This is a genomic window from Mucilaginibacter terrae (assembly GCF_042679325.1).
GTDB lineage: Bacteria > Bacteroidota > Bacteroidia > Sphingobacteriales > Sphingobacteriaceae > Mucilaginibacter > Mucilaginibacter terrae.
On the sequence record NZ_JBHTMJ010000004.1, the window covers coordinates 116,758 to 129,397 of the forward strand.

Here is a 12,640-nt window from a genome sequence, read left to right on the forward strand (position 1 = left end):
TGATTATTCCTGGGCAAGGATGTCATAAAACTCACGAATAGGTTGAAACTTAGGATGCAGTGATACCACTTCGCCAAATACCATCATAGCAGGAGCTTTGATCTTGTTTTCTTCGGCCAGTTCAACAATAGTATCTACTACACCAATCACCACTTTTTCGTTAACGGTTGAGCCGCTTTGAATAAGCGCTACAGGTAAGCGCTGTTTGCCCTCGGCTTTAAATAGCTCTGTAATTTCGGCCAGTTTGTGCAAGCCCATTAATACAATTACTGTGGCTTTGCTGCGTACCGCAGCATATAAATCGCTTGATATTTTGCCGTTGGTGGTAGTTCCGGTTATTACCCAAAAACTTTCGGCCAGTCCGCGGTGAGTAACTGGTATTTGCTGCAGGCCCGGTACGCCAATAGAGCTGGAGATCCCCGGAATAACTTCGGTTGGTATGCTGTAAGATGCTGCATGATCCAGTTCTTCAAAACCACGACCGAATACGAACGGGTCGCCGCCTTTTAAGCGCACCACATGCCCGTAGTTAATGGCATAGTCTATCATTAGTTGGTTTACCGCTTCCTGCGAATAAGAATGATCGCCGGAGCGTTTACCTACGTAAACTTTATGTGCATTGGCTGGGGCAAAGCTTAAAAGCTCTTCGTTAACCAAGGCATCGTACAACACTACATCGGCAGCTTGTAAGGCTTTCATCCCTTTAATGGTGATGAGTTCGGCATCACCCGGACCAGCGCCCACCAGAGTTATCTTGGGTTCCTTAACGGTTTGTTTGGTTTCTGTTGATACGGTCATTATACTTTAAGCGCCTCTCTGTTCGCTTTCATTTCGTTTAAAAATTCATGGGCACTTTGCAGGTATGTAGTTGCAAATGCTTCAGACGGTTCGTTTTGGTTGATCTGTAAAACCAGATCGTTGAAGGATACCGGCAGGCTAACAAGCCCGGTATTTACATAGTTCAAGTCAAATTCTTTGATGACACCGGTTTGGGTGCTGCTGTTAATGCCTTTATCTAATAGTAATGCTTTAGCACTGCTCACAAACGTATTGTAGCTGTGGTAAATGGCATCGGCCCAGCGGCTTTCGGCATAGGCTTCTTTAGCCCAGCCCAGTTTTTCTTCCGATTCAAATAACAGCGTAGCAACCAGGTCAATCACCACACCGGCACATTCGCCCACGCCAATAGCGGTAGCAAAAGTTTCCTGGTGGCCCCAGTCTACAAACTCATCTTCCTGCAGGTTGGTGAGGTCGGCCAGTGGTTTTAGCAGCTGGTAAAAATAGTCCTTTCCCTTGCTGTCGTAGTAGCTATGGTAAGTTTCCTCGCCAACGGCATTGGTTTTATAATCATCAAGCACGGCACGTAATACATGCGTAGCCCGTTTGGCTGGTACTTTTATCACTTTATCGGCCGCACGGCCTGCGCCATTGCCAACGGTGCCACCGCCTAACAGTAGCTGTACCGATGGCAGTACGCGTTTATCGGCCTTTAGGCTGCTGCCATGAAAACCAATATGTGCCAGCCCATGCTGACCGCAACTGTTCATACAGCCACTGATCTTAATTTTGATGTCGCGGTTATAAATAAGATCTTCATATTCGTTGTATATCACATCTTCCAATACCTTCGAAAGCGTCATGCTGTTGGAGATACCCAGATTACAGGTATCGGTACCGGGGCAGGTGGTTACATCAGCCACACTATCAAAGCCTGGTTCGGCTAATTGGAGCTCGTTTAGTACATTAAATAACGCAGGCAGTGTTTCCTTACGGGCGTATTTTAAAAGCAATCCCTGGTTTTGGGTAATACGAATTTCATCGGCCACTAAGCCGCGAATGCCTTCAACCAGTTTACGGGCTTCGGGGGTATGAATATCGCCCACTGGCACTTTAACATATACGCCATAAAAGCCGGTTTGCTTTTGCTCGAAAACGTTGGTAGCCAGCCATTGTTCGTATTTTAACGGATTAGCAATTTCGTGGATAGGGAAGCTGCCAGATGGGGGAGGAGTTGGTTGTGGTACGGCCTCGCGGTTTACCTTGAATGTTTTTACCTTGTTGGCGGTCTTTTCAATTTCGGTCAGGCGTAAAACTTCATCCAGCCCAATTTTTTGCACCAGGAATTTTAGGCGTGCCTTGTTACGGTTGTTGCGCTCGCCGTGGCGGTCGAACACTCTGATCAAAGTCTCAATGTAAGGGATTACTTCATCTTCAGGTAAAAACTCTTCAACTATATGTGCTATGGCAGGTTGTGCACCCAGGCCACCGGCCATCATCACTTTAAAGCCACGGTCTTCGCCACGCAGTTTAGGGATAAATCCCAGATCGTGGATGTAGGAAAATGCGGTATCGTCTTCGCCCGATGAAAAAGAGATCTTAAATTTACGACCCATTTCCTGGCAAATAGGGTTACGCAAAAAATACTCGAAAGTAGCATGCGCGTATGGCGATACATCGAAAGGCTCCTTCGGATCGATACCCGATGCAGGGGAGGAGGTTACGTTACGCACGGTGTTACCGCAGGCTTCGCGCAGGGTAATATCATCCTGCTCTAACTTGGCCCAAAGTTCGGGCGTTCGGTCGAGGCTCACATAGTGTATTTGTATGTCCTGACGGGTGGTTAAGTGCAGGTTACCGCTGCCGTATTCATCAGCAATATCGGCAATGCGCAGGATCTGTTTAAAAGTCACCTTGCCAAACGGTAGCTTAATGCGTACCATTTGCACACCGGGCTGCCTTTGACCATAAACACCCCGTGCCAGGCGCAAACTGCGGAACTTTTCATCGTGTATTTTACCCTCGCGGAAAGCCCTGATCTTTTTTTCGAGATCAATGATATCTTTCTCGACTATAGGGTTTTCCAGTTCGGTTCTAAAACTTTGCATGTTGATGTTTATATTCAAAAAAGCCTCTAACAGTAGGTACCGGTAGAGGCGTTATCGTAGATTAATGTTTTGTTAATTTAAGATCATAGCCCCTTAACATATGCAAATATTGCAGCAACAAATACACATAATGTGGTTAATATGGGCTAATAAGTTTGTCATTACTTTTCAAATATATATAATGTACATAGAAATAGTAGACTTTTTATTTAAATAATATTTTATTGTGACAAAAAGCCTTATTGAGGTTAGTTGGAAGATGGGCATATTAATACAGAAATTTTGCAATATCTCAAACAAATAATTAAGTAGGTTTGCTTGGCTTATATAAGCAACCTGGTTTAAGTTTACCAGGCAAAATACGTTACCTTATTTATGCATACTCCTATACAAACATTGGCAACCGAAACAGAAACCGGCTCCCTATTAACCCACCTGGAATGCCCGGCATGCGGGTTAACCTACAGTGCCGATGTTGTGCGGACGGTTTGTGAAGATGCAGGTTGTCAATCGTCGTTGTTTGCGAGGTATGATCTGGGCGGCGGTATATCGAAAGAAACACTGACAGGAAGACCTGCTAATATGTGGCGTTATAAAGAGTTTTTACCGGTTATTGAAACTGAGAATATGATAACCATGGGCGAAGGCTTTACACCCATACTGCCTTTAATTAACCTGAAGCATTTAGCGGGCACTAATGAAGTACTATGGAAAGACGAAGCTGGTAACCCAACAGGATCGTTCAAAGCACGTGGCATTGGCGCGGCGGTATCTAAAGCTAAAGAATTAGGCATTACTACTATGGTAACGCCAACAGCGGGTAACGCGGGCGGTGCATTGGCGGCTTACGCGGCACGAGCGGGTATTAAGGCCGTGGTGTATATGCCTAAACTAACGCCGCAGGTGTTTAAGGATGAATGCAGATTATACGGTGCAGAGTTAATTGAAGTAGATGGCAACATCAGCGATTGCGGCAGAATGGCTAACGAGGCAGCCACGGCAAACGGCTGGTTCCAGGTATCTACCTTAAAAGAGCCTTACCGCCTGGAAGGTAAAAAAACTATGGGCTACGAAATTGCCGAGCAACTGAACTGGCAACTACCCGATGTGATCTTATACCCAACCGGGGGCGGTACAGGCCTAATTGGTATATGGAAAGCTTTCGACGAAATGGAACAGATGGGTTGGATAGGCAGTTATCGCCCCCGAATGGTGGCCGTACAATCGGCAAGTTGTGATGGTATTGTGCAGGCTTTTCACGGGCAGCAAACTTCCTCATTATTTGTTGATGGCGGTTTTACTATAGCCAACGGACTGCGGGTACCAAAGCCTTATGCTGATAAAATTATACTTAAAGTGTTACGTGACAGTAATGGAACCGCTATAGCTATGGGTGATGAGCAAATGAGCGAAGCCCTTAAAGAGATTGCCCGCCACGAAGGTATGCTGGTAGCACCTGAGGGTGCCGCGCTATGGCAAGCATTTAAACAAATGAAGGCTACCGGCTGGATCAAACCACAGGAGCGGGTGTTATTGCTTAATACCGGTAGCGGTTATAAGTATTTAGAAAATATAGTTATTTAAGGGTTGTATATTACCCCACCATAAAACTAAAAACCAATGAAAGTACAACCTTATGTAATTGAGCGGGTATTTAACGCGCCCGTAGCAAAGTTTGGCAGGCTATTACCAAGTACAAGCACATGAAGGAATGGTATTTTGACCTGCCCGGTTTTATACCCGAGGTTGGCTACACCTTTAACTTTTTAGGAGGCCATGAAGATGGTATTCAATACGAGCATGTTTGCCGCGTAACCGAGTCGGTAGAGAACCAGGAACTAAGTTATACTTGGAAATACGATGGTTATCCCGGCGAATCGGAAGTAAGTTTTGAACTGTTCCCCGAAGGAGAGCAAACCCGGTTAAAGCTTACCCATAAGGGACTGGAAACCTTTCCTACTGATAACCCGGACTTTGCCGTAAGCAACTTTGCCGCCGGATGGGAGTATATTATTGGTACCGGGTTGAAGAATTATTTAGAAGAAAGCCCCTCCTAAATCCTCCCCGGGAAGGGAGGGGCTTACTCCGGCCATGGAGCAATATCTTCTTTACTAAATATTTCGCGGTGATCGTCGCCATCAATCAGGTCAACTACTACCTGGTCGCCTATAATATCGTTAATGTAACCATTGCCCCTTGGGGTGGCTACAGCATCGCCTATCTGAAATTCCATAATAGTTTGTTTAACAAAGCTTATTGGTGTAAATGCCGCCACAAAGCGGGGTTATCACGGTAATGGCTAATGTGTTCTATAATTTCTTCAACCTGATCTGAGCTCAAACTCACGTTACCATCGGGAGTGTAAGTAAATAGTTTGTCTGGGTCTTCAAATGTAATAAAGCCCATATAGTTGGGGTCATTATGTTTTTGCAGGTGCAGTTCGCTGTATTTGGTTTGTTCAAGTGCTGGGTTGCCATTGCTCGTATCTTTAAATATGCTATAGGTATATGTGATTACATCATGCCCATTGGCAGATGCGCGGGTATCGGGGATAACCATTACCGGAAGGCTTGTACCTATGGAAAAAAATAAAGCTGACATGATGTTTTGTATATCTGAAAGGATAACTCTATTGTTAAAGGAAAGTTTTACAACTGTAAATGAAGATATTCACAATAGTAAGTAAGGGTCTTATATACAAAAATGCCTGTTGAGGTATTTTAATAACTTTGCCCACTTATATAACATGCTATGTAGTGGCACAAAAATGTTACTTAAACCATTGAGCAAGTTTTGCATCTATCTATAAAACGAAAAGAAAATATTATGAAAAAGATAATCAGATCCCTTGCCGCAGTTGCTCTATTGGTATCAGCAGTTGCTTTCGGTGCAAATGCACAAACTACAGATACTACTCACAAGCACAAGTTTGCAACTGTGCTAACAGCTCAGCAACAAGCCGTACTTACAGAGAACAAGCAAAAGCATAAAGCAGCCGCGGCTAAGTTTAAAACTACCTTAACAGCTGATCAAAAAGCTATTTTAAAGAACAAAGCATTAGCCCGTAAAGAGCGTAAAGCTAAGTTGGAAGCCACTCTAACGGCTAATCAAAAACAAATTATGGCCACTAATAAAGCTAATGCACAGGCCAGCCGCAAAGCTTTTATTGCTACACTGACCGATAAGCAAAGGGCCGATATGAAAGCGATGTCAAAAGGTCGCCATGGTAAAGGCGGAAGTAAACATCAAAAAATGAATAAAGCTTAAAATTAGATTGTTAGGTTATATATGACCGCTTAGCCTATATTGGTTAAGCGGTTTTTTTTGTCACAGTAAGTTACCATTAACTCATCCCAAAAAATCTTTTCACAACCGCTTGAATATCACAAATTAAGTGTGTACTTTTGCAGTCCTTAAAATAAGGATAAAACAGTAAAAATCAAAAAGGAAGAATGCCTACTATTCAGCAATTAGTTAGAAAAGGTAGAGTAGCTCTGGTTGACAAGAGTAAGTCACCAGCGTTGGACAGCTGTCCACAGCGAAGAGGCGTGTGCACCCGTGTGTACACCACTACCCCTAAAAAACCAAACTCAGCAATGCGTAAAGTGGCCCGTGTGCGCCTTACTAACGGTAAAGAGGTTAATGCCTACATACCGGGTGAAGGTCACAACCTGCAGGAACACTCTATCGTGTTAATACGCGGTGGTCGTGTTAAGGATCTGCCAGGTGTACGTTACCACATTATCCGTGGTGCATTGGATACTTCAGGCGTAGCCGGTCGTAACCAACGTCGTTCAAAATACGGTACCAAACGCCCTAAACCAGGTCAGGCAGCTGCACCGGTAAAAGGCGCGCCAGCAAAAGGTAAAAAGAAATAATTAAAGGAGGATAGTAACAATGAGAAAGTCGAAACCAAAAAAGAGAATCCTTCTTCCTGATCCAAGATTTAATGATATTCTGGTAACCAGGTTTGTAAATAACATGATGTACGACGGTAAAAAATCTACCGCCTACGCTATATTCTATAACGCCGTTGATATTGTTGAGAAAAAAACAAGTGAAAACGGTTTAGAAACATGGAAAAAAGCATTAAATAATGTAATGCCTGCTGTTGAGGTTAAATCTCGTCGTGTGGGTGGTGCTAACTTCCAGGTACCTACCGAGGTTCGCCCTGAGCGTAAAATTGCTTTGGGTATGAAATGGTTAATTAGCTATGCCCGTCGTCGCGGTGAAAAAACCATGATGGAGAAATTAGCCGGAGAGATCATCTCAGCTGCTAAGGGTGAAGGTGCTGCCGTTAAGAAAAAAGAAGATACGCATAAAATGGCTGAAGCCAACAAAGCGTTCTCTCACTTCCGTTTCTAACATTTAGATTTACACTGATGATATAATGATTACACTGATTTAACATCGGTGTAATCATCTTTATAATCGGAGAAATCAAACAAAAAAATACATGTCAAGAGATCTTAAATACACAAGAAACATTGGTATTGCCGCACACATCGATGCTGGTAAAACCACTACTACCGAGCGTATTCTTTACTATAGTGGTGTAAGCCACAAAATAGGCGAGGTACATGAAGGTGCTGCTACTATGGATTGGATGGCTCAGGAGCAGGAGCGTGGTATTACCATTACTTCGGCTGCTACTACCGTAAACTGGAAGTACAGAGACCAAACTTACCATATTAACATTATTGATACCCCTGGTCACGTGGATTTTACCGTTGAGGTAAACCGTTCGTTACGTGTACTGGATGGTTTGGTTTTCTTGTTTTCTGCTGTTGATGGTGTTGAGCCTCAATCAGAAACTAACTGGAGACTTGCCAATAACTACAACGTTGCCCGTATAGGTTTCGTTAATAAAATGGACCGCTCTGGTGCCGACTTTTTAAATGTTGTAAAACAAGTGAAAAGTATGTTGGGCAGTAACGCGGTGCCGTTGCAATTGCCAATTGGAGCCGAAGAAAGCTTTAAAGGTGTAATTGACTTAATTAACTTCCGTGGTATTGTATGGAATGAGCACGATAAAGGGATGACCTTTACCGAAGTGCCTATCCCGGCCGATATGATAGAAGAAGCAACTGAGTGGAGAGAAAAATTACTGGAATCTGTAGCTGAGTATGATGAAACGTTGATGGAGAAATTCTTCGATGCGCCTGAAACCATTACCGAACGCGAAGTATTAGATGCATTGCGTAAAGCAGTGTTAGATGCTAAGATAGTTCCTATGGTTTGTGGTTCATCTTTCAAAAACAAAGGTGTACAAACCATGCTCGATTATGTGATGGAATTATTGCCTTCACCTATGGATGTGGAAGGTATTATTGGTACCCACCCAGATACTGGCGAAGAAATTTTACGTAAACCATCTGAAAAAGAACCATTTGCAGCATTAGCGTTTAAAATCGCTACCGATCCTTTTGTAGGTCGTTTGTGCTTTATCCGCGTTTATTCAGGTAACCTGGAAGCTGGTTCTTATGTGCATAACATGCGTTCAGATAATAAAGAACGTATCTCGCGTATCTTCCAAATGCACGCTAACAAGCAAAATCCAATACCTAATGTAGGTGCTGGTGATATTGCTGCGGTAGTGGGCTTTAAAGATATTAAAACAGGTGATACCCTGTGCGATGAGAAATTCCCGATCATTCTGGAGTCGATGAACTTCCCTGAGCCCGTTATCGGTTTAGCTATTGAGCCTAAAACACAGGCTGATGTTGATAAATTGGGTATGGCTTTAGGTAAATTAGCCGAAGAGGATCCAACCTTCCACGTAAAATCTGATGAAGAAACCGGCCAAACCGTTATTTCGGGTATGGGTGAGCTTCACTTAGACATTATTATGGACCGTTTGAAACGTGAGTTTAAAGTAGAGGTTAACCAGGGTGCGCCACAAGTAGCTTATAAAGAAGCTATTACAGGTACCACCCAACATCGCGAAACTTACAAGAAACAAACTGGTGGTCGTGGTAAATTTGCCGATATCCAGGTGATCATTTCTCCTCCTGATGAGGGTAAAGAAGGTTTACAATTTGTGAACGAAATTAGCGGTGGTTCAATCCCTCGTGAGTTTATTCCATCTGTAGAAAAAGGCTTTGCTGCCGCTATGACTAATGGTGTGTTGGCAGGTTACCCTTTAACCGGCTTAAAAGTGCGTTTAATTGATGGTTCGTTCCACGCGGTCGATTCGGATGCGTTATCTTTCGAGATCGCGGGTCGTTCGGCTTACCGTGAGGCTTTACCTAAATGTAAACCAGTATTGCTGGAGCCGATCATGAAGATCGAGATTTTGACCCCGGAAGAAAACATGGGTGATGTTATCGGTGACATGAACCGTCGTCGTGGTCAGTTATTAGGTATGGATAGCCGTGCCGGTGCACAAGTAATTAAAGCTACCGTGCCACTTTCAGAAATGTTTGGTTATGTAACCCAGTTACGTACCATTACTTCGGGCCGTGCAACTTCAACCATGGAGTTTGATCACTATGAAGATGCTCCACGCAACGTACAGGAAGAAGTTGTTGCTAAAGCTAAAGGTAAAAGAATAGGTGCTTAAATAAGTTATTGGTTGATTGAGTGAGTAGTTGATTAGTTTTAACTGTAAACTCAATCAACTTAATCAACACAATAAACAAATCAACTGCTTGTAACTAATAGCTCTTACAGGTGGTTAAAAAAAAACAAACATGAGCCAAAGAATCAGAATTAAACTGAAATCTTACGACTACAACTTGGTTGACAAATCAGCCGAGAAGATCGTTAAGACTGTAAAGCCAACTGGTGCCGTAGTAAGCGGACCACTTCCTTTACCAACTGAAAAGAAAATCTTTACAGTATTGCGTTCACCGCACGTAAACAAAAAAGCACGTGAGCAATTCCAATTGTGCAGCTACAAGCGCTTATTGGATATCTACAGCTCTAACTCTAAAACTGTTGACGCGTTAATGAAACTTGAATTGCCAAGCGGCGTTGAAGTTGAAATTAAAGTGTGATAGTACCGGAAGATACAGAATTACAAAAGGCCGCCTTGCAAAAGGTGGCCTTTTGTGTTTTATAAAGTAGTTCGTAACCGTACGTATTGCTGTATCATTTTCGAACAATTCATCATGTAATAATTTATTAATCAATTGATTTTCAATTAATAATGCCACTGGCATTGTATTGGTTGAATGGGTATGTCATAAGCTATCACCGTATGTTCAAGAACTATATCAAAATTGCCTGGCGTAATCTGTTAAAAAACAAAGTGTACTCGTCTATTAATATATTAGGGCTGGCGCTGGGCATGGCTGTGGCTATGCTTATTGGCTTATGGATATGGGACGAGATTTCATTTGATACCTATCACAAAGATTATAAAACCGTTGCCCAAATTAAAATAACCCAATTATTTAACGGACACATTAGCACACAAGATGCCGTTGCCATTCCGCTGGCTGCCGAACTGCGAACCAAGTACCCTAACGATTTTAAGCGGGTAGCACTAACTTCGTGGGGCGAAACTGACATTATAAAATTTGGTGGAAAAAGTGTGACCAGTATGGGCATGTGGGCACAACCCGATTTTTCGGAGATGATGACCATTAAAATGATTAGTGGCAAGCGTAATGCTTTGAATGACCCGTCGTCAACATTAATAACCCAGTCACTTGCTAATGCTTTATTTGGCAGTGCCGATCCTATTAACAAAACCATCCGCTTAAACAATAAAGATGATGTTAAAGTAGCAGGTGTGTATGAAGATTTTCCGGAAAACACTACTTTTCGCGAGGTAAAGTTATTGAAACCATGGAGCTTGTACGAAGCAACCCGTAGTTGGGTAAAGGATTCAAACCAGGAGTGGGACAATCACAGCTTTATGATGTTTGCCCAGGTTAATAGCGAAGATGCTTTCGATAAAGTAAATGTAAAAATCAGAGAAATTCCAAAGCCACATCATGTAAGTGGTAAGGATGAAGTGCAGTTGCACCCTATGGCTCAATGGCACTTATACAGCGAATTTACCAATGGTAAAGTAACCGGAGGGCTAATTAGGTTTATATGGCTGTTCGGCATTATCGGTGTTTTTGTATTACTGCTGGCCTGCATCAACTTCATGAACCTGAGCACCGCCCGGAGCGAAAAACGTGCTAAAGAAGTAGGTATTCGTAAATCTATTGGCTCGTTACGTCCGCAAATCATCGCCCAGTTTTTAAGCGAATCGTTAGTAATGGCACTGCTGGCGTTTATATTTGCTGTGGTGCTGGTGCTATTGTTTTTACCTTACTTTAATAGCCTGGCCGATAAGCAAATGCAACTGCCATGGGCTAATCCTGTCTTTTGGTTAGGTACGTTGTTATTTACAGGTTTAACAGGTTTGGTTGCGGGGAGCTATCCGGCTTTTTACCTGTCGGGCTTTAACCCGGTTATGGTATTAAAAGGAACATTTAAGGCGGGCAGGTTTTCTGGTTTGCCTCGTAAAGTTTTAGTGGTTTTACAGTTCACAGTTTCTGTTACGCTAATAATTGGTACTATTATTGTTTTTCGGCAAATACAATTTGCTAAAAACCGCTCGGTAGGGTATAGCCGCAATGGCTTAATTGTGATGGACATTAGCACCCCCGAATTGGAGGGTCATTATGATGTTTTAAGGGGAGATCTGCTTAAAACCGTTGCCGTTGAAAATATGGCAGAATCGTCAAGCCCTACCACGTCTATTAATAGCAACCAGGTTGGTTTTGAATGGGAGGGTAAAGAGCCGGGCTCATTACCACTATTTGGTGTTATAAAAATTACGCATGATTATGGTAAAACCATTAATTGGAAACTAAAAGAGGGAAGGGAGCTTTCACGCGCTTACCCTACCGATTCATCAAGCATCATATTAAATGAGGCAGCCGCTAAAATGGTAGGCTTTAAAGATCCTATTGGCCGTATTATCAAATTTAACGATAAGCCTTTAACCATTAGGGCTGTAGTTAAAAACATGGTTATGCAATCGCCTTATACACCCATAATGCCAACTGTATATATTTTAGATTATAGCAATGCTAATGTTATTCTCATCAAAATAAAACCTAAAATGCCCGTACGCGAGGCATTAGCCAAAATAGAACCGGTTTTTAAGAAAATTAGCCCTGTAAGCCCTTTTAATTATAAGTTTATTGATGAGGAGTATGCCCGGAAATTCAACAATGAAGAACGTATAGGTAAACTGGCAACATTTTTTGCCCTGCTGGCTATACTCATTTCTTCAATGGGTTTATTTGGTCTGGCCTCTTTTGTGGCCGAGCAGCGTACCAAAGAAATTGGTGTGCGCAAGGTATTAGGCGCATCGGTTTACAGTTTATGGAGCATGCTTTGTAAAGATTTTATAGGCTTGGTTATCATTTCCTGTGTTATAGCGGTACCGGTAGCCTGGTATTTCCTCAACCAATGGTTACAAGCCTACGAGTACCGTACCGAAATTTCGTGGTGGGTTTTTGCCATATCGGCTTTGGGTGCTTTAACTATTACCCTGTTAACCGTAAGCTTTCAAGCCATTAGAGCAGCCTTAGCCAACCCGGTTAAAAGCTTACGAACCGAATAAAAATCACGTAATACTTTAAAGCATCAAAGGCCGTCTCTCAATGAAGTGACCCCCAAAAGTTAGACAAAAACTTTTGGGGTTTATTATTATGTCAAAGCACACATTTGAAGAGAAACTGGATTTAGTTTCTCAAGTAAGAAAGGGAACGCCGATTCTACGGATATCCCGCGAACGCCATATC

The 12,640-nt window shown here is 42.7% G+C and carries 12 protein-coding genes; 8 read left to right on the forward strand and 4 right to left on the reverse strand.

Annotation, left to right across the window (positions count from 1 at the left end; translation table 11 throughout):
- Nucleotides 1–3: 3 nt before the first annotated feature.
- Nucleotides 4–798, reverse strand: coding sequence for a uroporphyrinogen-III C-methyltransferase (gene cobA, locus ACFQ3S_RS05425; protein ID WP_377162036.1), 795 nt, complete (start codon nucleotides 796–798; stop codon nucleotides 4–6).
- Nucleotides 798–2,885 (reverse strand): nitrite reductase, encoded by a 2,088-nt coding sequence (locus ACFQ3S_RS05430; RefSeq protein ID WP_377162038.1) that lies wholly within the window; start codon nucleotides 2,883–2,885, stop codon nucleotides 798–800. The genes cobA and ACFQ3S_RS05430 overlap by 1 nt, the downstream gene beginning before the upstream one ends.
- A 375-nt stretch (nucleotides 2,886–3,260) precedes the next feature.
- Between ACFQ3S_RS05430 and ACFQ3S_RS05435 the strand changes: the two genes are divergently transcribed.
- Together ACFQ3S_RS05435 and ACFQ3S_RS05440 are read left to right on the forward strand one after the other, a co-directional pair.
- Nucleotides 3,261–4,469 carry a threonine synthase gene (locus tag ACFQ3S_RS05435; RefSeq protein ID WP_377162040.1) on the forward strand — a complete coding sequence of 403 codons (1,209 nt, stop codon included), beginning with the start codon at nucleotides 3,261–3,263 and terminating at the stop codon, nucleotides 4,467–4,469.
- Between the two features lie 119 nt (nucleotides 4,470–4,588).
- A complete protein-coding gene (locus tag ACFQ3S_RS05440) occupies nucleotides 4,589–4,942 on the forward strand; it encodes an SRPBCC family protein (RefSeq protein ID WP_377162042.1) in 354 nt (117 codons plus the stop codon).
- A 23-nt stretch (nucleotides 4,943–4,965) separates the two neighbouring features.
- Here ACFQ3S_RS05440 and ACFQ3S_RS05445 read toward each other — a convergent pair whose 3' ends face one another.
- Nucleotides 4,966–5,118, reverse strand: a complete 153-nt coding sequence (locus tag ACFQ3S_RS05445) for a hypothetical protein (RefSeq protein ID WP_377162044.1) — start codon at nucleotides 5,116–5,118, stop codon at nucleotides 4,966–4,968.
- A gap of 20 nt (nucleotides 5,119–5,138) precedes the next feature.
- Nucleotides 5,139–5,486: a hypothetical protein gene (locus ACFQ3S_RS05450; protein WP_377162046.1), complete on the reverse strand. Its 348-nt coding sequence runs from the start codon at nucleotides 5,484–5,486 to the stop codon at nucleotides 5,139–5,141.
- Nucleotides 5,487–5,711: 225 nt separating this feature from the next.
- Between ACFQ3S_RS05450 and ACFQ3S_RS05455 the strand changes: the two genes are divergently transcribed.
- From ACFQ3S_RS05455 to ACFQ3S_RS05480, 6 genes are all read left to right on the forward strand, one after another.
- Entirely contained in the window at nucleotides 5,712–6,152 is a 441-nt protein-coding gene (locus ACFQ3S_RS05455) for a hypothetical protein (RefSeq protein WP_377162048.1), read from the forward strand.
- 185 nt (nucleotides 6,153–6,337) lie between these two features.
- On the forward strand, nucleotides 6,338–6,763 hold the full coding sequence (rpsL, locus tag ACFQ3S_RS05460; RefSeq protein ID WP_377162050.1) for a 30S ribosomal protein S12: 426 nt from the start codon (nucleotides 6,338–6,340) through the stop codon (nucleotides 6,761–6,763).
- 19 nt (nucleotides 6,764–6,782) lie between these two features.
- Nucleotides 6,783–7,250 carry a 30S ribosomal protein S7 gene (rpsG, locus tag ACFQ3S_RS05465; RefSeq protein WP_377162052.1) on the forward strand — a complete coding sequence of 156 codons (468 nt, stop codon included), beginning with the start codon at nucleotides 6,783–6,785 and terminating at the stop codon, nucleotides 7,248–7,250.
- A 91-nt stretch (nucleotides 7,251–7,341) separates the two neighbouring features.
- On the forward strand, nucleotides 7,342–9,447 hold the full coding sequence (gene fusA / locus ACFQ3S_RS05470; protein WP_377162054.1) for an elongation factor G: 2,106 nt from the start codon (nucleotides 7,342–7,344) through the stop codon (nucleotides 9,445–9,447).
- Between the two features lie 130 nt (nucleotides 9,448–9,577).
- Nucleotides 9,578–9,883 (forward strand): 30S ribosomal protein S10, encoded by a 306-nt coding sequence (gene rpsJ / locus ACFQ3S_RS05475; protein ID WP_022830652.1) that lies wholly within the window; start codon nucleotides 9,578–9,580, stop codon nucleotides 9,881–9,883.
- A gap of 203 nt (nucleotides 9,884–10,086) precedes the next feature.
- On the forward strand, nucleotides 10,087–12,459 hold the full coding sequence (locus ACFQ3S_RS05480; protein WP_377162055.1) for an ABC transporter permease: 2,373 nt from the start codon (nucleotides 10,087–10,089) through the stop codon (nucleotides 12,457–12,459).
- The last annotated feature ends 181 nt before the right edge of the window (nucleotides 12,460–12,640 follow it).

What these genes read in the sequence shown, in the direction of transcription:
- cobA (WP_377162036.1), bottom strand. Translation starts at nt 798, where the DNA reads ATGACCGTATCAACAGAAACCAAACAAACCGTTAAGGAACCCAAGATA.
- ACFQ3S_RS05430 (WP_377162038.1), bottom strand. Translation starts at nt 2,885, where the DNA reads ATGCAAAGTTTTAGAACCGAACTGGAAAACCCTATAGTCGAGAAAGAT.
- ACFQ3S_RS05435 (WP_377162040.1), top strand. Translation starts at nt 3,261, where the DNA reads ATGCATACTCCTATACAAACATTGGCAACCGAAACAGAAACCGGCTCC.
- ACFQ3S_RS05440 (WP_377162042.1), top strand. Translation starts at nt 4,589, where the DNA reads ATGAAGGAATGGTATTTTGACCTGCCCGGTTTTATACCCGAGGTTGGC.
- ACFQ3S_RS05445 (WP_377162044.1), bottom strand. Translation starts at nt 5,118, where the DNA reads ATGGAATTTCAGATAGGCGATGCTGTAGCCACCCCAAGGGGCAATGGT.
- ACFQ3S_RS05450 (WP_377162046.1), bottom strand. Translation starts at nt 5,486, where the DNA reads ATGTCAGCTTTATTTTTTTCCATAGGTACAAGCCTTCCGGTAATGGTT.
- ACFQ3S_RS05455 (WP_377162048.1), top strand. Translation starts at nt 5,712, where the DNA reads ATGAAAAAGATAATCAGATCCCTTGCCGCAGTTGCTCTATTGGTATCA.
- rpsL (WP_377162050.1), top strand. Translation starts at nt 6,338, where the DNA reads ATGCCTACTATTCAGCAATTAGTTAGAAAAGGTAGAGTAGCTCTGGTT.
- rpsG (WP_377162052.1), top strand. Translation starts at nt 6,783, where the DNA reads ATGAGAAAGTCGAAACCAAAAAAGAGAATCCTTCTTCCTGATCCAAGA.
- fusA (WP_377162054.1), top strand. Translation starts at nt 7,342, where the DNA reads ATGTCAAGAGATCTTAAATACACAAGAAACATTGGTATTGCCGCACAC.
- rpsJ (WP_022830652.1), top strand. Translation starts at nt 9,578, where the DNA reads ATGAGCCAAAGAATCAGAATTAAACTGAAATCTTACGACTACAACTTG.
- ACFQ3S_RS05480 (WP_377162055.1), top strand. Translation starts at nt 10,087, where the DNA reads ATGTTCAAGAACTATATCAAAATTGCCTGGCGTAATCTGTTAAAAAAC.